Below are 18,841 nucleotides of genomic sequence, written 5' to 3' on the forward strand. Positions count from 1 at the left end.
ATTTCTATGAGACGTTTGATAATAGGCAGCGACTATTTCGCTGAGGTTTTATTGTCTTTAGGTGGTACGACATGCATCACCGTTAAGTTGTCCTTGACCAAATATTTTTTGCTGGCAGCCTGAATGTCAGCCACACTAATACCGTCGAGCTTAGTTGGCAACTTAGCAAGTAGTCTGTCATCTAGACCGATAGATTGTAATGAGCCAATCATACGTGCCTGTCCTTCCATGCTGTCTTGCGCATAAATCAAACCAGTAACCGTATTGGTCTTGGCGCGACTGATCTCGTCATCGGCAATAGGATCGGTTTTTAGCTTTTCTATTTCCGAAGTTATAGCTTGTTGTGCTTGCTCTAAGCTGACGCCTTCACGCGGTGTTGCTTGAATCAAAAACAGCCCATCACCGCGATCTAGCAAGTCGTAAGAAGTACCAACCGTCGTCAATATACCTTGCTCACGTATCAGTCGACTCTCTAAGCGTGCAGATAAGCCGCCATCGAGCACATCTTGCGCAAGTGAAAGGGCATAAGCTTGTTTTTCATTGTTGGTGCCTGCCGTGGCAAGGCTTGGCACGTTGTAACCCATCAGTAGAACGGGCACTTGAACGGCTTGCTCAGAGTCTACCTTTTGATAACCACGGAAGCCTTTTTGAGTCACAGAGGTACGTTTGGGTAGGTTGCTTTTTTCTAAATCACCAAAGTAACGTTTGACTTGAGTAAGTACTTCTTGTGGTTGCACGTCGCCGACGATGACTAACGTTGCATTATTTGGTGCATACCACGTCTTATACCAATTTTTTAGATCTGAAAGTTTAATCGATTCTAGCTCGTTCATAGGTCCAATGACAGATTCGCCTTTTGGGCTGTCAGGTAAGGCCAGCAGACGAAATGACTCATACGCTTTAGCAAGCGGATTGTCATCAGTACGTTGGCGACGCTCTTCCATGACCACTTGATGCTCTTTAGCAAATTCTTTGTCATCAAATATAAGGTTTTTCATGCGATCTGCTTCAAGCTCTAGCGCTAACGGCATACGATTGGCAGGGAATAGCTCGTAGTATCCGGTATAGTCATAGCTGGTAAAGGCATTATTGACACCACCAAACTTAGCAATTAGCCGCTCATAATCATCACTAGAAACGTTGGTCGTGCCCTTAAACATCATGTGCTCGAGTAAGTGAGAGATACCACCTTTATCAAGAGGCTCATCTGCTGAGCCCACTCGGTACCAGATTTGTGTCATAGCGACTGGGGCACGGTGGTCTTCTTTTATGACGACTTTTAGACCATTTTCTAACTGATATTCATGTCGACCTGACATATCCATTGTCAACTCAGACGGCTGAGTGTCTTTGCTCGTTTTATTTTCATCTGATATGTTTTGAGCCAAGCTATCAGTTGCGATTGAGCTTGTCGCAGTTGCAGAGTTAATAGGCATCGTATTGGTTTGACATGCAGCAAGTGACGCTGCTACTGCTAAGGCACAAGCAATGCGTAATGGCGCAGCTGCTAGAGGTAAAGACAATGGCATGGTATGGTCTACTTATATAAAATAATAATAGAAGAATTAAATGCTAATCATAGCGATAGAAGACATTACAAAGAGGTCTGAGCACCAACCATAACGCTAGCAGTCGGTCTAAACTCTTGCGTCGTGGTGCAACCTGTCACCAATATAGTCGTCGTTAATAAAATAGCCACACTGATGCTGCTGATTTTTTTGTAGTGCTTAGAGAATAATGACATAACGGATTCCTAATAAGTATTTATCGAATAAGTCTTGGTAGAGTAGGCGAAGTCTGACAAGTAGCAGGTCAGAGTTTTGTGTCTAAACCTTAAGCAAAACTTTCTCAAATCATTGAGTGATTTTTTAAACAGATAAATTTTGACGATAGTCTAATAGGGTAAGGGCTGAGCATGACTTGAATTATGCTAAAATAGGTCAAAATTAAGCGTCATGTCGCTCGTAGCCAGATGACAATATGCAAATCCATTAACAATAAACAAATAATTGATTGTGATAACTTTTAGGGCAAACTTATGAACAACCCAAACAATAGCAACCGCGTAGTCATTAACCTTGATACTGGTCTTGACGACTTAGATGACGATGATATTACCTTACCCAGTCTACCGGTGCAATCTGTGCCCATTATTGATGAAACAGAGAGTGTTGCTCCGCAAAAGGACAGTACGGTAAACCAAGACGTCTCTAGTAATGATGCTGCGGACAATATTGCTTTAGCGACGCCAATTGTTATGACAGAAGAGCATAATGTCCCTAAAGGTAATTCTGAAAGCTTTTCGAGCGCTAAAGAGACAGCCGCTGCTACAAGTCAAACTAATACTGCGTCAACCATTCCTGCTATGCCATTGCAAGAGCAATTGGGTGATACACCAAGCGTAAACCCAGTGGCTGACAGTAATGTACAGGCAGCTACTACCAAAGAGCCTGCTACAGAGTTACAAGAGTCACAAGAGACTAAAGAAAATAAGAAAAAGGGCAGCTGGTTTAACCGTATGAAAACGGGCCTCAGTAAGTCACGCAAAAACTTAGCTGAAGGCATGGTCAGTATCTTAATCGGTGGTAAAGAGATTGATGACGAGCTATTAGAAGAAGTCGAAGATCAGCTATTGGTAGCCGATATCGGCGTCAACGCGACGAACCGTATCATCAAGAGCCTCACCGAGCAGACAGATCGTGGTGACTTGATCTATGCACACTCTCTATATAAAGCATTGCAAAGTGAGTTGGTTGATATCCTTACACCAAAAGTTGAGCCATTGGTGATTGATACTAGCAAAAAGCCGTTTGTTATATTGGTAGTAGGGGTCAATGGCGTAGGGAAAACCACAACGATTGGTAAGCTTGCCAAGCGCCTACAAGGTGAAGGCAAATCAGTCATGCTGGCAGCGGGCGATACGTTCCGTGCGGCAGCTACTGAGCAGCTACAGATTTGGGGCGAGCGCAATCATATTCCAGTGGTAGCTCAAGGTCATGGTTCTGACAGCGCTTCTGTCATTTTTGATGCAATGCAGTCAGCCAAAGCAAAAAATATCGATGTGCTTATCGCCGATACTGCGGGACGTCTGCAAAACAAGACACATTTAATGGCAGAGTTGGAGAAAGTCGTACGTGTCATGCGTAAAGCGGATCCAAGTGCCCCGCATGAAGGTATGATTGTGCTAGATGCTGGCACGGGTCAAAATGCTATCAACCAAGTCGAACTGTTTAATAAAGTTGTGCCACTGACAGGTATTACTATTACTAAGCTAGACGGTACTGCTAAAGGTGGTGTGGTATTTAATATTGCCGAAACGACAGATGTGCCTATCCGCTATATTGGTGTGGGTGAGTCGATTGATGACTTGCGTTCTTTTAGTCCGAAACAATTTGTCGCCGCTTTGTTCGAGACCGACGATAAAGAATAAGAGAGCCAGTTTTAATTGGTAAATCATTTTTGAGATAATTTGGAAGTAGACGCTATGATAGTTACCACAGCAGCCTTTGGGTCACATCGATTAACACTGATTGCTCGTGTCAATGGGCATGGTCAGCCTATGCTCGTTGAAGCCAACTGGCTGCTGGCAGGTAACTCATGGCATAGCTCAAAATCTGTACCCAAACTTAAAAAGTACTATGGCCTGACAGACGAAGACTTTACCTTTATAGATAAAAATAGCCTAAGCATGAATGAACCTGCTCAAGCATTATTGATAGAAACGATTTTCCAACTCAAAGATTATGCTGATGGTAAACGTAAGATATTAGATTTGCCTTTAGACTTCTCTATGGGTACTGAGTTTCAGCAAAGAGTATGGCAGGCACTACAAGGTATTGAGTATGGAGAAACCATCAGCTATGCCACACTTGCGCAGCGTGTCAACAGTCCAAAAGGGTTTCGTGCGGTCGCGCAGGCCAATGGCAAAAATCCTTTTAGCATTATCGTGCCTTGTCATCGAGTGATTGCGAGCGACGGCAAGCTTGGTGGTTATACAGGCGGGCTAGATAAAAAAGAGTATTTACTAGCGCTAGAAGGCAGTTGGACGTAAAAATGAGTCCAAATCTGTCTTAATAAAAAAGGGCCAAATACTTTTAGTATCTGGCCCTTTTTACTGAACAATTAATACGCTTATGCTTATGCTTCAAGCTGAGCCATGACGTCAGCAGAGAAGTTCACGTTAGTATAAACTTCTTGCACATCATCAGCATCTTCTAGCATATCAATCATCTTTATGATTTTTTCAGCATCATCGACATTGTCGATCTCAGCCGTGGTAGATGGTGACATAGTGACCTCGGCGTTGTCAGAAACAAGACCAGCTGCATTAAGGGCATCTTGAACTTGACCGAAACTTTCCCATTCAGTGATAACGAGTAAGCTTTCGCCATCATTTTCGATATCAACGGCGCCCGCATCTAGTGCAACGAGCATGACTTCATCTTCTAAGCTGACATCGTTAAAAGTGATTTCGCCACGTTTGGTGAATAGATACGCCACTGAGCCTGATGTGCCAAGATTACCATCATTCTTGGTAAAAGCATGACGTACTTCGCTGACCGTACGGTTAAGGTTATCCGTCATGGTTTCGACCAGTACAGCCACACCACCAACACCGTAGCCTTCGTAACTGACTTCTTCCATATTCTCGTTATCGCCGCCGCCTGTACCACGGTCCACAGCACGATTAATCGTGTCGCGCGTCATATTGACGGATAGGGCTTTTTCGATAACGGCACGTAAGCGTGGGTTTTTGTCAGGATCGGGATCGCCTTGTTTGGCAGCTGAAACGATTTCACGAATAATCTTGGTAAATATCTTACCCCTTACTGCATCCTGACGGGCTTTACGGTGTTTAATATTTGCCCATTTTGAATGGCCTGCCATATAACATCCTTAAGTTCTACGTACTATTTTTATGGGTAAAAAGAGTGATCAACAACAACCTTCGATACCTGCTTGCCTGATTTTATACTATCATTACTTTGTCTATTTGAGGTAGTAGCGCTACTGGCACGTTAACGATTTGTATGTTGTTGAGAGTGCTTTTTTGCTACACTGTGGCAACTTATAGATTGTATTCACTGTGATAGGTGAGCGATATTATAAACCAGTTTTAGCTATTTTGACCAACTTGCCCTTATCCATCACATTTTAAGTCATTGCGTGCTATCAAGCCATTGATTTTATAAAGTACTGATTCTATGAAGCAACCAACCGCCGAAGCTCTTACACACTTGCGTAACCGTACGCATATCATTATTGAAGGCACAGATACTCGTCTGGGTAAGCTCTTTGATATTGTATTGCTGATTGCAATTTTAGCCAGTGTGGCCGTCGTCATGCTTGATAGTGTGCTATATATGCGTTTGCAGTATGGCACGTTGTTCTTTTATGCAGAGTGGTTTTTTACCATTTTGTTTACTATTGAGTATGCGTTAAGGTTATTTTCAGCACCCAACCGCTTACGCTATGCTTTTAGTTTCTTTGGGATAGTAGACTTACTGTCTGTATTGCCAAGTTATTTGAGCCTGATGTTTGTAGGCGTACAGTATCTACTCGTGATACGGGTATTACGTATTTTACGTGTGTTTCGTGTTCTTAAGCTCAAAGCCTATATGCAACAGGCTGGGTTTTTGGCGTCTGCATTAAAAACCAGTCAGCAGAAAATTACGGTTTTCTTCCTATCGCTTGTATTGTTGGTAACCATCTTTGGTTCAATTATTTATGTCGTAGAAGGGCCGGAAAATGGATTTACCAGTATTCCATTGTCTATCTACTGGGCAGTTGTCACGATGACGACGGTTGGCTATGGTGATATGTCACCTAAAACACCGCTCGGCCAAGCAATTGCCACCATGGTCATGATCACGGGTTATTCTATTATTGCTGTACCAACAGGTATTTTTACGTCAGAGTTAGCACGTAACATGCGTCCACAGTTGAACCCAGTGACTTGTCCAAACTGTGGTAAATTCGGCCATGCAGTAGGGGCAGACTTTTGCGATCGTTGTGGACACGCGCTACATATCTAGAGATAGATTTGATCCTGACAGTCAATATACCTACTACGCATCGATGTATTCGTCAACCAGTGGTGACAGGTCGATCTCGACGCCTAGATTGACCAAATTCCAGTATTGTCCTGATACAGTACGGTCTAGCATCATAGTGGTGGCTGAGGGTTGAAACTGACCAAAGTACTTTAAAGACGTACGCATCTGGGCAATGGCCTCGTGATGTACTTGGCTACTACCGAAATCAAATTCACCTTCTTGATAGGGGCTAATGGATAAAGGTTTAAGCCCAATCGATAGCCACTTTTCATAAAACTCACCAGGGATGTTCTTATCATCTTCGCGGCGAATATCTAGGGCAATCAAATCTTGTTCAAGTGCAGTGACGTCACCTCTTAGCGCATGTTTGACAAAGCGTTTGAATAGCTGCACTTCGCTATCGCTATAGCTGCGGATGCCACCAAAATCATATGCCACGACGCTACCGTCATGACGGAACGCAAAGTTACCTGGATGAGGGTCGCAGTGCATACGGTATAAGCCAAACAGCTGCCCTGCGGTAAAATGAAACAGACGCTCTGCTATTTTTTGTTTGACGCCATTGTCCCATGTCGCGGCGACAGTCAATGTCTCTCCCATCTCTTCGGTCAACGTTAAAATCCGTCTAGAAGAATGGCTGCTAATCACTTTGGGAATAATAAGCCCTTCATCTTCTGCATGAAAAGCACCAAACACACGTAAATTATGAGCTTCTTTGACATAGTCCAATTCATCATGCAAGCTCTGACGAATCTCATTAAAAAGCTGCTCTTGTAGTTGCTTACTCATATTGAGCACGCCAGCGATTTTTAATGCCATACGTACTTGTTTGAGATCGCTATCGCAGTTTTCATCGACATCAGGATACTGAACTTTGACCACTACTTTTTGACCCGATGGCAACGTCGCTTTATGCACTTGTCCAATAGATGCTGCGGCAAAAGGTGTCTCTTCAAACTCGCTGAATAATTCTAAGATCGGCGCTTTCAGTTCGCGTTCAACTTGGGCTTGTATCTGCGCATATGGCATTGGCGGCGCATCTTTCTGTAGCTTTTCAAGTGCTGACGCAACCTCAGGCGGGAACACATCCTTATATTGTGAAGCAATCTGTCCGACTTTCATCACTGCACCTTTCATCTCACCTAACGTCTCGGCAATTTGAACGCCCACGTCTTGCATCAGATCTGAGCGAGCCTGCAGACGTTTTTCTTCGTCACTTGAGAGATGCTTAAATGAGTTTTTGGCGGCTTTGCCAGCAATACTCGCTGTCATGCCAGCGAGTTTCATAAAGCGTTTTCCGGACGATTTTGCCATTCATGTCACCGTATAATGGGTTGTTTACTCAGTCGTAATTCTATTATTTTACTTGCAAGATTACTGTTTGACTAATGTGTGAAGACGCGAGCAATTTTTTATAAAAAAGTAAGCACAGTCATATCATTTGCTTGTGTCAACTGCATACATATTGCTCAACCAGTAATCAAGCGCCATTTGATAGCCTAATTGTCCCAAACCGCAAATGACACCGACCGCAATGTCACTTAAATATGAATGATGACGGAAAGGCTCACGGGCATGAACATTGGATAAATGTACTTCTATAAATGGTTTTTGGGTGGCCAACAGCGCATCGCGCAGAGCCACTGAAGTATGTGTAAAGGCAGCCGGATTGATGATGATAGCATCGACTTGGGCAGGTTTGTCCGCTAATAATCCATGATGCTGAATATCATCTACTAGCTTACCCTCATGGTTGGACTGTATACATATTAACTCTACACCGTGGTGAGCCGCGTGCTCAACTAGTTGCTTTTCTATATCAGCAAGTGTTGTATGACCATAAATGTGCGGTTCTCGCTTGCCTAGTAAATTCAAATTTACCCCATTTACCAGTAGTAATTTATGAGTCAGTATTTGATTTGAATTTTCGTTAGTCGATTGTTCGGCTGTTTTTGATGGAGTAGAGGTCATAATGGTCTCGGTAACTATTGAGCGATGTTAATAATTTATTATATTATAAGAATAATCTAAGGTGCGCGGCGTTAAGCTAAAATGGCTTCAACGCATTTTGCTCTTTATCATAACAGCTTGATAGCTAGGTTATAAAAATTTGTCTAAAAAAATTATTTAGATATCAAAAAGCATATTAAAAGTCTTTATGTTGCTAAAAACCCGTGCTATGATATTTTTTATGCAATAAATATTGCAAGTTTGTTGCTATCATCAAATTTCATGACGATAAGTGCGTTTGGCGAATTCGTTATGGAAACACTATGTATGTAATTCAAGAACTACATAGACGATGGTAAGTAGAGTAGTAATACTCTTAATTTTTGATTTCATAATCTTAGACCCTGTTTATATGCAATGTCGCAAAGGAAGCTAGGGCTAAGCGGACTTTTTTAGGAAGTAATATTATGTCAGCTCGTGAGCAAGGTATCGTTAAGTGGTTTAATGACTCAAAAGGCTTTGGTTTCATTCAACGTGACAGCGGAGAAGATATTTTTGTCCATTTCCGCGCGATTCAGGGTGATGGCTATCGTTCTCTAAAGGATGGCGAAAAAGTTGAGTTCAGCGTAGTAGAAGGTGACAAAGGTCTGCAAGCTGAAGAAGTCAGAAAGATAGAAGAGTAATTTACTCAGGCATTAAAGCGGTTTAGTTATAATGTCTGTACAAACTACTGATATACTACTGAGTCAAGCCCATCTTATCTTACCTATGTTGAGTGAACTGCAGCATATTTGGTAGGATTGGATTTGGGCTTGGCTTTTTTTGTGCCTATATGGCTGATGGTTTTCCGCAGACTCGATAAGGCTACTTTTACTGATTACGGTTTAAACGCTACATTTGACACTATAAAGGTTCATTGTGAGCCTATGTATAATTAATAAAATACGAGCAATTCATTTAAAAGGATATTTTTTTGAGCAATTTTACAACGTTTACTGATTTGCCACTTTCAACAGCGACCCTGCGTGCAGTAAGTGATCTAGGCTTTACTGAATTGACGCCGATTCAAGCAAAGATACTACCGCATACATTGGCACATCAAGATGCTATTGGACAGGCACAAACGGGCACAGGGAAAACAGCAACTTTTCTACTGACTATTATGGAAGCCTTGCTTAAGCGTCCATTTACTAATGACGAAGAGCGCTATCTTGGTGAGCCGCGCGCTGTGGTCATGGCGCCAACTCGCGAATTGGCTCAGCAAATATTTGATGACTGCATTGCATTAACCAAATATACCTCGCTACATAGCGTCTGTATTATGGGCGGTACTAATTATGAAACTCAGCAGCACGAGCTTGAACGTCAATACGTTGATATCTTGGTAGCGACGCCTGGCCGTCTAATTGACCTTGCTAATAAAGGCATGGTGTATCTAGATAGAGTAGAGGTATTGGTACTTGATGAAGCAGATCGCATGTTAGATATGGGATTCATTCCTGATATCAAGCGCCTAGTTGGTCGAATGCCTGCCAATACGGATCGTCAAAGCTTGCTGTTTTCTGCAACCTTTAACCAAGATGTGATGAATTTAGCCTATCGTTGGTTACATGAGCCTCAGTTTGTTGAAATTGAGCCTGAACACAAGACCAGCGAGTTAGTAGATCAGCATTTTTATTTGCTGACAGAAGATCAAAAACTGGACGCCTTGCAGCGTATTATCAGTGATGAAGCAGTAGAGAAAGTCATCGTCTTTGCCAATCGCAAAGATCAAGTAAAGCGTCTATATCACAAACTGCGTCAAGCGCATAATATCGTGATGCTCTCGGGCGATGTCATTCAGCAAAAACGTGAGAAATACTTACAGCGCTTTAAAGATGGTCACGCGTCTATCTTGGTGGCGACAGATGTAGCAGGGCGCGGTATCCATGTCGATGATATCAGTCATGTGGTTAACTTTACTTTGCCTGATCAGCCAGATGATTATGTGCATCGCATTGGACGTACGGGCCGTGCGGGCCAGACAGGTATTAGTATCAGCTTTGTGAGTGAGGATGATGCTTTTAATATACCGGCATTAGAGAAGCATTTAGAAACCAAGTTTACGCTTGAGCAATGGCAGGAATAATTGCTATAAACTGAGCATTATTCAAAAAATAAAAGCCCTCAATATCGAAAATGGTATTGAGGGCTTTTTTATATGCTAAGTGTTAATAGTATCTGTTACCGATAACTTTATTGAGCGTGTTCCATCATTTCAGTATGCTCATGGTGATTCATGTCCACTGATTCATCACTCATGTCATTCATACTATGATCCATATCCTGCATGTTGTGATCCATGTCTGCTGCCATATCCGTATCATGATTCATTTGGCTCATGTCGTGAGAGTCCATATCAGACATCATAGCAGTGTGGCTACCATGATTCATCTCACCATGGCCGCCATGCATATTTGCCATGACCATCGGCACGACTGCTACTGCCAACCCTGATATGACCATAACCGCACCATTTAACTGCCTTAAGCGAAAACGTCCGATCTTATCACGTAGCCAACCGACCGTTTCGTGCGTCGCAACCAACATCGGTATGGTTCCTAGACCAAAGACAAACATCAACGCAGCACCGCTTAATGGATTATGAGCAACGACCGCAATTAGTAGAGCGCCATATACCAAACCACAAGGCAAAAAGCCCCAAAGCAACCCTGCTGTTAATGCGCGCGGAAAAGTATTAAGTGGAAATACCTTTTGACGCAATGGGCTAAGATACTGCCAAAAGCGCATACCAAAACGTTCAAGCTTAGTCAAAAACGGCGCACCAAGCATCGTCACACCGACGAATACCAGTACCAATCCTAATAAAATACGCGGTGTACTATTACCCATCATCAATGGCTTTAATACGGTAATACCGATTAGCCCTGCAATTAAACCCAATAATGCGTAACTCGTTAAACGCCCAAAATGATACGTGGCCACCAAAGCACGACGTTTGGCGGGGCTGACATCTTTCATAGACAGACCAAATGCGGTCACAAGACCGCCACACATGCCTAAACAATGCGGTGAACCAAAGAATCCCATTAGTAATGCCGCCACAAGTAAAGCGATGGTCATGAATGCGTCTCCTAAGAATAGTAAAGGGCGAACTTGCTAGTGCTGAATTATTTAATAAAACGGCACCAATAAATTACGCATTTATAAGGCAGATAAATTAGATTTCTGAATCTTTATTTATCTCAGAATGATCGTTATTTCCATCAATTGCGGCTGTTTTATCTTGCTGCTGGGTAGGTGCTGAGCGTTCATGAGCCTGCATAGTTTGGCGGCGTTCTTGACGGTCATCCAATATAATACGCTGTGATGCATTGTCCAGATCTTCGAATTGATTTGACTTGACCGCATAACGCACTGCCCAAATAGCAACCACAAACAGCATAAGACTTAATGGTATTAATAAAAATATACTGAGCATGGCAAATCTCTTAAATAGCAGTGTCTCTTATTATTATACACCCATCACAAATGTAGTGGATGACTGGTAGCATTTAGAATGCGTCTCTCAATAGTATCGTATATATCTTTAACGTTTATTCGTCAGAGTCTTTTGCAGCATTGCCTCTTGGGGTCAATAGCTGCTGCGAAGTCACATCATTGGCATGGCGGCAGTCCATTTGTGGACGTATCACATCGCGCAGGTAGGCTGCGACCTCATAGACAGCGCGCCGTGAGTGACTTAAGTTGTGCGCAGGCTTCATCCAGTCTCGTCTAACTGGCAATGGCGCAGGAAGTGGTGTGCTATTGATACCATTTAAGGCAAACTGTCTGCGTGCACGTGCCATATGATAGCTATCAGTAATCAGATATACATGGCGTAGCGGAATGCGTTTGGCTGTAAAACGGGCGTTTTCACATGTATTCATGCTGGCATTTTCACTTATCAGTCCGTCGATACCGTGTTCCATCAACCATTGACCGAGCCATGGAGCTTCAGCACCACTCAGTACAATCGGTAGGGGTAAGTCATGGTAAGCACCTGCAGCGGTACGGGCACGATTGAGACTATAGCGGTTTAGGATAATTTGGTTGTTGTGGTCATTGGTCAGACCGCCGCCTAGGACTACATAAGCGGTAGGCGGTGAGCTCATGGCAGCAGCAGGCATATCAGGTAGCGGCAATAGAGAAAAGATATAAACGATTGCTTGCGAAAATAGCGGGGTAAATAGGCTAATAATCACTAAAATGACGGACGTAGAGCCCAGTATAAAAGTAATATTGATAATGCGAAAAAGCGTCACCATGCGTTCAGAAAACCGCAAGTAATATCGCCATAATCGTTTAGATAATAGCCGCTTAGACCATGATTTTTTAGGCCACATGCTCAGCATATCCAATTGAGCCATCAGCATTTACCCAGACTGGCTCACGTGACAATTGAATGGCAAATTTTTCATAGACAGTAGCAGCGATATATTTCTGCGCTATAGCTACATCCTCTTGCGTGGCTTGCTGAGGCGTATGGTTGGTCAGTACTAGTGCTTGCTGCTTATGCGTAAAAATAGGTGCAATGCCGCCGCCTTTTAACCCTGCTTGCTCAATGAGCCAACCTGCAGCAACCTTCACCATTGCATCAGGCATCGCATAACCAACGATAGCTGGATAAGTTGTTTGCAGCGCTGTGAACTGCTCCTGAGCGATAATAGGGTTTTGAAAAAAACTGCCACAATTAGGTAGCTGTTTTGGGTCTGGCAGTTTTTGTTGTCTAATATCTATAATGGCTTGCATAACATCATGAGGCATCGCTTGCTCGCGCCCTTGTTGCTCCGCATAGCGCTGCGCCACAGTCTGTACATCGCCATAACTGGCTAGAATATTGGCAGGATCAGTATGTAATCTGAAACCCACACGACTAATAAGCCATGTGTTTGGTGTGCGTTTAAAGATACTGTCACGATAGCCAAATTGACAATCGGCAGCTGATAAATGGTGCCAAGTTTGTGTCGGCAAATGATAGGCGCGTACATACTGTAAGCGGTCTTCTAATTGTACGCCGTATGCACCGATATTTTGTATGGGTGCTGCGCCCGTCAGGCCCGGTATTAGTGCAAGGTTTTCCAATCCATACCAACCTTGATTGACCGTATGTACGACCAAATCATGCCAGTTCTCACCAGCCATTACCTCGATATCAACATAATTGTCGGTTTGATTGGTCAGATGAATACCACGCATCTTTGGCTGCAATACTATAGCCTTCAACGCGGCAGGCAATAAAACATTGCTACCGCCAGACAGTACAAACAGTGGTAGCTTGTCTGCTGTATCCTCTATATAAGCTGCCATAAAATCATCAAGCTGCGCTTCATTCTCTAATGTCACTACAGAGTCAGCAACACAAGCCAATGCCATAGTATTATCATGTGACAAATCGATTGAATCATTAACTACGGCAGTCGCTGAAACATTCGAAACATCAGAGCTGATGGTAGACTGAGTACTGTGGTCAAGGCGTGAAGCTTGGGTCATAACATAGCCTATGTGGCAAAAGGATAATAAATGATAAGGTAGTTATAGTTGTTTCAATTTAAAAGAGATACAAAGCAACTGAGTGCAGACGTAACTGTGATACTTCAAGCGAGGTTAACGCTGTAGCTCTTTTATAGAAGATTAACCTTATTATAGAGGATACCGGATGCAAGAGTAGCAGAAATATAGACAGTATGGCTAGCAGGCTTTCCAGCTTTCTATCCAAGCTTGGGCGCTTGATTCGATACGCTCGATCACTTCTTCAAAATCATCGTTATTGCCCTTATAGGGATCTGGCACATCACTGCCGCAATAGGTAGGGTCTTCTTCACTGAACAGTGCTAGTGTTGCCAAATTATCCTCTGACTTTGCTGTAATGCTGTCTTTAATAGCTTGTAGATCAGCTAAATTCTGTGAATCCATGGCTAAGATTAAATCAAAATCATGAAAATCACTGGTACTGACTTGACGAGCGACCAGCTTATTAATTTTATAGCCGTGTGACTTAGCATGACGTTGTGAGCGAGCATCAGGCGCACTGCCAACGTGCCAATCACTGGTGCCTGCTGAGTCTACTTTTATAGATAGTCCAGCAATCGCTGCTTGCTGACGAAAAACTTCTTCAGCAGTAGGGGAGCGGCAGATATTTCCCAAACATACCAATAATACAGACGAGGGAGTACAGGCTTTCATCAGCATAATATGACCTTCTATAACAAAAAAAACATGCTATAAGAGACCAGCATTGTTAATGCGGCTTTTATTAGCATGCAATCGATTGAATCAGCTGCTAGCGTAACGCTTAATGCTTGGAATGGCAAGGATAGAGACTAAACAATAGCGTCATTTAACAATGGAAATTTGGCCATATGATGCATGGCCAAAAGGTGAGATAGTGAAACGGTTTTAATCTTGATTACTTTTAAAACGCTGTAGATCGCGTCGCTCTTTTTTGTTGGGTTTGTTGTCAGGACGAGCAAGGTTGGCTAGTTTGCGCTGTTCGGCATAGTAAGCACGGCGCGTCTCGCTTTCTTTGGTCTCTGAATATAGTACCTCAGCGGCGGTCGCATTGCCACGCTGTGCAGATAGCGCCTCAACAACGACAGTCTTTTCAGTCATAGCGGTCGCTGAGCCTTGACGAATGGTTAGCTCATCTCCGACTGAAATCTCTTTACTGGTTTTTACCCGGCTACCAGCATAGTGCACGCGTCCACTTTCAATCGCTTGTTTGGCTAGGGTGCGTGTACGATAAAACCTAGCTGCCCAAAGCCATTTATCGAGACGGATTTTCACCAAACCTTGGTTATTATCATCAGCATTAGCATTTTTCTTCATAAGAGTCACTCTGCATTCGTTTTTATATTAAATCATAGTTTTATATAAATAATATTAGGGCAACTTTACTATTTGCAAATGTATTTTTGTGATTGTAGTGCTTAGGACGTGTTCCCAGTTCAAACGTTTATCACCATTTTTAAAATAGGGACATTCCCTAGTATCGGGTTATATGATGCAAAAAGCGGCTAATCATAAGAGAAGCCGCTTTTGTTATTCATCTTAGGAACATACTCTTAAGAGGTTATCTTAAAAACAACTGATAGCCAATGTTGTCATTGACCGTGGCACAGTCATAACCAATATCTAAAAGCGCGTCTTGTAGCTGACGAGAGTTACCTTCAGAGGCTTGCAGGCCAACCAGCACACGACCTTCAGCAGCACCATGGTTGCGGTAATGGAATAAAGTAATATTGAAGTCATCACCCAATTTTTCTAAGAACGTTAGCAATGCGCCTGGACGTTCTGGGAATACTACTTGTAGCAATTGTTCGTTTTCGACATGAGCATGACCACCAATCAAATGACGAATATGTGATTTGGCGATATCATCATCAGTCAGGTCGTGAGCAGTGTAGCCATCGTCTGACAATTGGTTACTGATGGTTTGACGCTCTTTTTCGCCTTCTTTTAAAGCGATACCTACGAAGATTGAGGCAGGCTCCATTGAGTCTGGTGACTTTTTGCTGTCAGCACGGTAGTTAAACTCTGTGATGTTACGGCCATGTAGACTGCGACAGAAGTTCAAAAAAGCGCCTGTTTGTTCAGGAATAGTAACCCCAAAGATGGCTTCTTTTTTCTCACCGATTTCGGTACGCTCAGCGATATAACGCAGGCGGTCAAAATTCATATTGGCACCGCAAATGATACCGACGCAGTTTTTATCTTGAATATTATTGGCTTCGATATATTTTTTCATACCAGCGACTGACAACGCGCCAGCAGGCTCAACGATACTGCGATTCTCTTCAAAGATATCTTTGACAGCCGCACACACTTCATCATTGGTACAAGTGATCACTTCAGGCTCAACGATAGGGCCTGAGTTATCGCTTTTTTGCGTACGGACGACATCAAAAGGCAATTCACCAATCTGCGCGACTGCCACCCCATCGACGAACAATCCTACTTGCTCAAGTTTGACACGTTCACCTGTTTCAAGTGCTGCTTTTAGACAAGCTGACTGCTCGGCTTCTACCGCAATCACTTTGACATGTGGTGCCACTTCACCTAAAAATGCGGCCACACCTGAAATCAGACCACCACCACCAACGGCAACGAATACATAGTCCATATTACGCCACTGCTGGGTCAGCTCAAGACCGATGGTGCCTTGTCCTGCGATGACCAGTTCATCGTCATAAGGTGGAATAAAGGTCAGTCCTTCGCGTTCAGCACGATCGATCGCATAACGGTTTGCTTGATCAAAACTATCTCCGTGTAGATCTACATTGCCACCAAGTGCTCTTACTGCATCCACTTTGATGTCGGGAGTCGTGGTTGGCATGACGATGATGTTATTTAGTGATAGTTTGCGTGCAGAGTAAGCCACGCCTTGCGCATGATTACCTGCTGACGCACAGATGACGCCGCGCGCTTTTTGCTCATCGCTCAACTGACTGATACGGTTATAGGCACCGCGCAATTTAAATGATTTGACCGGTTGTAAGTCTTCACGCTTAAATCGAATGTCATTGGCAAAACGTTGGGTCAGCTTGGGCGCCGTTTCAAGTGGTGTTTGAATAGCAACGTCATAGACGGTGGCTTGTAAGATGGCTCGTACCCAGTGTGACAGCATAGTAATCCCTAAACAGAGTGAATATAAAAAGTGTAGATGAATATAAAAACGAAATAGATTAGCCTATGCCGATTTTTAGTATCTTGCAAGACTCAATTGCAGTTTTCTTGGGATTTCGTGCTTGAATTTACATGAAGTGCAGGTATTTGCCGAAGTTAAGCCTTAGCTACGTACTATAAGACTCACAAATTAGCGTCATGATGCGCTAACATCCATTAATATCATCGGTTATAATAGCCGCGCATTTTAACTCTTTTAGCCTTTTACTTTTTTTAAGACCATACGTTTATTTTCCAAGGATTTATGATGAGTGATCAGCAAGCACAAAAGCAAGCCGCGGCCAAAGCTGCTCTAAGCTATATCGAAGACGATATGATACTTGGGGTAGGGACAGGTAGTACGGTCAACTGTTTGATTGAGTTGTTGCCACAATTAAAGCTTGCTGGCGCCGTCGCTAGCTCACAGGTGACAGAAGACAAACTTCGTGCGCTTGGTATCGAAATAGTCGATTTGAACTTTGCTGGTACGTTAGATGTTTATATCGATGGTGCTGATGAAGTCAATGAGCACTTGCAACTTATCAAAGGCGGTGGCGGTGCATTGACTCGCGAAAAGATTGTGGCCGCAGCTTCAAACAAGTTCGTCTGTATGGTCGATGATAGTAAAAGCGTTGATATCTTAGGTCGCGCGTTTCCAGTACCGATTGAAGTATTGCCACAAGCACGCTCGTATGTGGCTCGCCAATTGGCCAAATTGGGCGGTGAACCCGTATATCGTGAAGATTTTGTCACTGATTATGGTAATGTCATTTTAGACACCTATGACTTGGATGTGAGTAATCCAATCGCGCTCGAAAAAGAGCTAAATAATATCGTAGGTGTGGTATGTAATGGTATCTTTGCAGCAAACCAAGCGGATGTTCTATTAAAAGCAGGTGCTAATGGTGTGACAACGCTCACGCGTTAATCTATGATCAAATCATTTGTATAAACAAAAAAGCCGTCCAGATCTGGACGGCTTTTTTATTTGGGAACTTATTTAGGAGTTTATTAGCAAGTTATCTTACTATTGATCTCACTGTCTTTTTATAGAATAGCCTAAGTTATGCAGGTAACTTGATTTTGTCTTTAAGTAAAAACTCCATCAATGCTTTCTGTGCATGTAAGCGGTTTTCAGCTTCGTCCCATACGACAGAGCGCGGGTCATTAAGCATGTCATGAGAGATTTCCTCGCCACGATGGGCTGGCAAGCAATGCATAAACACCACTTCAGGGTCAGCTTTGTCTAATAGAGACGGCGTCACTTGATAAGGCGCAAAACGACGTGCACGTGTGTTTTGCTCTGACTCTTGACCCATACTTGCCCACACATCGGTGACAATTAGATTAGAATCTTTTGCCGCATCTTGTACGTTTTCTACCAGACTGACGCAGTGTGAAAAGCGCTCCATAAGTTTCGGATCAGGCTCGAACCCATAAGGCGCTGCCACGCGTAGTTCAAAACCAAACTGATTGGCAGCTTGCATAAATGATGAACACATATTGTTGCCATCACCAACCCAAGTCACAATCTTATTTTCGATACTACCGCGATGCTCGTAATAGGTCTGCATATCAGCGAGCAACTGGCATGGATGATAGTCATCGGTCAATGCATTGATAATCGGTACACTGGAGTATTCAGCAAAGGTTTCAACTTTTTCGTGCCCAAAGGTACGAATCATGATGATATCTACCATACTAGAAATCACGCGTGCTGAGTCTTCTAATGGCTCGCCGCGACCGAGCTGCGTATCGTTTGGTGATAAAAATATGGCGTTACCACCAAATTGACCCATACCGGTCTCAAACGAGATACGGGTACGCGTTGAAGATTTTTCAAATATCATACCAAGCGTACGACCAACAAAAGGCTGGTATATCTCGCCTGCGTGTTGCATCTTACGCAATTCGCTTGCGCGTTTGATTAAGTTTTCTAGTTCTTGTTTGGTTAAATCAGATAAGGTTAAAAAATGGCGCAAACTCATAGTAATCCTAGCAGTCGATCGCAGTCAGTGAAACGTCATCAGTCTTCAATAGCATCGCGTCAGTGCGTATACTGGGTTGACAACAAACTTTTAGTATAGCGTATTTACTTTCAATGTAAACGTTCATTTTTATCAAGATCAAAT

General features: G+C 43.1%; 19 protein-coding genes. 6 read left to right on the forward strand and 13 right to left on the reverse strand.

The genetic code is table 11. The features are described 5' to 3' along the window. Window positions 1-32 precede the first annotated feature (32 nt). Window positions 33-1,529 (reverse strand): M16 family metallopeptidase, encoded by a 1,497-nt coding sequence (locus FQV37_RS09730; RefSeq protein WP_160022684.1) that lies wholly within the window; start codon window positions 1,527-1,529, stop codon window positions 33-35. 65 nt (window positions 1,530-1,594) lie between these two features. Next, a complete protein-coding gene (locus FQV37_RS09735; protein ID WP_160022686.1) occupies window positions 1,595-1,744 on the reverse strand; it encodes a hypothetical protein in 150 nt (49 codons plus the stop codon). A gap of 774 nt (window positions 1,745-2,518) precedes the next feature. Between FQV37_RS09735 and ftsY the strand changes: the two genes are divergently transcribed. Both ftsY and FQV37_RS09745 read left to right on the forward strand, forming a co-directional pair. Further along, window positions 2,519-3,430 carry a signal recognition particle-docking protein FtsY gene (ftsY, locus tag FQV37_RS09740; RefSeq protein ID WP_227526712.1) on the forward strand — a complete coding sequence of 304 codons (912 nt, stop codon included), beginning with the start codon at window positions 2,519-2,521 and terminating at the stop codon, window positions 3,428-3,430. 54 nt (window positions 3,431-3,484) lie between these two features. Next, window positions 3,485-4,051 carry a methylated-DNA--[protein]-cysteine S-methyltransferase gene (locus FQV37_RS09745; protein ID WP_160022688.1) on the forward strand — a complete coding sequence of 189 codons (567 nt, stop codon included), beginning with the start codon at window positions 3,485-3,487 and terminating at the stop codon, window positions 4,049-4,051. A gap of 86 nt (window positions 4,052-4,137) precedes the next feature. Here FQV37_RS09745 and FQV37_RS09750 read toward each other — a convergent pair whose 3' ends face one another. Continuing rightward, window positions 4,138-4,887 (reverse strand): YebC/PmpR family DNA-binding transcriptional regulator, encoded by a 750-nt coding sequence (locus FQV37_RS09750; RefSeq protein ID WP_160022690.1) that lies wholly within the window; start codon window positions 4,885-4,887, stop codon window positions 4,138-4,140. A 317-nt stretch (window positions 4,888-5,204) separates the two neighbouring features. Between FQV37_RS09750 and FQV37_RS09755 the strand changes: the two genes are divergently transcribed. Continuing rightward, complete coding sequence (locus tag FQV37_RS09755) at window positions 5,205-6,035, forward strand: ion transporter (protein ID WP_057760421.1); 831 nt, start codon at window positions 5,205-5,207, stop codon at window positions 6,033-6,035. Between the two features lie 33 nt (window positions 6,036-6,068). Here the strand turns inward: FQV37_RS09755 and FQV37_RS09760 are convergent, their stop codons facing one another. Next, window positions 6,069-7,370, reverse strand: a complete 1,302-nt coding sequence (locus FQV37_RS09760) for an ABC1 kinase family protein (protein WP_160022692.1) — start codon at window positions 7,368-7,370, stop codon at window positions 6,069-6,071. Between the two features lie 123 nt (window positions 7,371-7,493). Further along, complete coding sequence (gene aroQ / locus FQV37_RS09765) at window positions 7,494-8,027, reverse strand: type II 3-dehydroquinate dehydratase (RefSeq protein WP_160022694.1); 534 nt, start codon at window positions 8,025-8,027, stop codon at window positions 7,494-7,496. Window positions 8,028-8,473: 446 nt separating this feature from the next. On the opposite strand from aroQ, the gene FQV37_RS09770 reads away from it, so the two are divergent. Beyond that, on the forward strand, window positions 8,474-8,689 hold the full coding sequence (locus FQV37_RS09770; RefSeq protein WP_057760416.1) for a cold-shock protein: 216 nt from the start codon (window positions 8,474-8,476) through the stop codon (window positions 8,687-8,689). A 290-nt stretch (window positions 8,690-8,979) separates the two neighbouring features. Then, a complete protein-coding gene (locus FQV37_RS09775) occupies window positions 8,980-10,134 on the forward strand; it encodes a DEAD/DEAH box helicase (protein ID WP_102091784.1) in 1,155 nt (384 codons plus the stop codon). Window positions 10,135-10,241: 107 nt separating this feature from the next. Here FQV37_RS09775 and FQV37_RS09780 read toward each other — a convergent pair whose 3' ends face one another. The 7 genes from FQV37_RS09780 to ilvA all read right to left on the reverse strand — a co-directional run bounded on the left by FQV37_RS09780 (window position 10,242) and on the right by ilvA (window position 16,671). Beyond that, window positions 10,242-11,129: a sulfite exporter TauE/SafE family protein gene (locus tag FQV37_RS09780; protein WP_160022696.1), complete on the reverse strand. Its 888-nt coding sequence runs from the start codon at window positions 11,127-11,129 to the stop codon at window positions 10,242-10,244. A 97-nt stretch (window positions 11,130-11,226) separates the two neighbouring features. Then, window positions 11,227-11,487: a cbb3-type cytochrome oxidase assembly protein CcoS gene (gene ccoS / locus FQV37_RS09785; protein WP_240991003.1), complete on the reverse strand. Its 261-nt coding sequence runs from the start codon at window positions 11,485-11,487 to the stop codon at window positions 11,227-11,229. Window positions 11,488-11,602: 115 nt separating this feature from the next. Next, on the reverse strand, window positions 11,603-12,331 hold the full coding sequence (locus tag FQV37_RS09790; RefSeq protein ID WP_240991004.1) for a YdcF family protein: 729 nt from the start codon (window positions 12,329-12,331) through the stop codon (window positions 11,603-11,605). Between the two features lie 49 nt (window positions 12,332-12,380). Further along, complete coding sequence (gene murB / locus FQV37_RS09795; protein WP_240991006.1) at window positions 12,381-13,421, reverse strand: UDP-N-acetylmuramate dehydrogenase; 1,041 nt, start codon at window positions 13,419-13,421, stop codon at window positions 12,381-12,383. Window positions 13,422-13,736: 315 nt separating this feature from the next. Beyond that, window positions 13,737-14,237, reverse strand: a complete 501-nt coding sequence (locus FQV37_RS09800) for a low molecular weight protein-tyrosine-phosphatase (RefSeq protein ID WP_160022700.1) — start codon at window positions 14,235-14,237, stop codon at window positions 13,737-13,739. 207 nt (window positions 14,238-14,444) lie between these two features. Beyond that, on the reverse strand, window positions 14,445-14,873 hold the full coding sequence (locus FQV37_RS09805) for an RNA-binding S4 domain-containing protein (RefSeq protein WP_057760405.1): 429 nt from the start codon (window positions 14,871-14,873) through the stop codon (window positions 14,445-14,447). Between the two features lie 244 nt (window positions 14,874-15,117). Further along, a complete protein-coding gene (gene ilvA, locus FQV37_RS09810; protein WP_101205019.1) occupies window positions 15,118-16,671 on the reverse strand; it encodes a threonine ammonia-lyase, biosynthetic in 1,554 nt (517 codons plus the stop codon). A gap of 306 nt (window positions 16,672-16,977) precedes the next feature. Between ilvA and rpiA the strand changes: the two genes are divergently transcribed. Then, window positions 16,978-17,637: a ribose-5-phosphate isomerase RpiA gene (rpiA, locus tag FQV37_RS09815; protein WP_057760400.1), complete on the forward strand. Its 660-nt coding sequence runs from the start codon at window positions 16,978-16,980 to the stop codon at window positions 17,635-17,637. A gap of 136 nt (window positions 17,638-17,773) precedes the next feature. Here the strand turns inward: rpiA and argF are convergent, their stop codons facing one another. Further along, window positions 17,774-18,697, reverse strand: a complete 924-nt coding sequence (argF, locus tag FQV37_RS09820) for an ornithine carbamoyltransferase (protein ID WP_057760398.1) — start codon at window positions 18,695-18,697, stop codon at window positions 17,774-17,776. Between the last annotated feature and the right edge of the window lie 144 nt (window positions 18,698-18,841).

Source organism: Psychrobacter nivimaris (assembly GCF_009812035.1).
In the GTDB taxonomy this organism is placed as follows: domain Bacteria; phylum Pseudomonadota; class Gammaproteobacteria; order Pseudomonadales; family Moraxellaceae; genus Psychrobacter; species Psychrobacter nivimaris.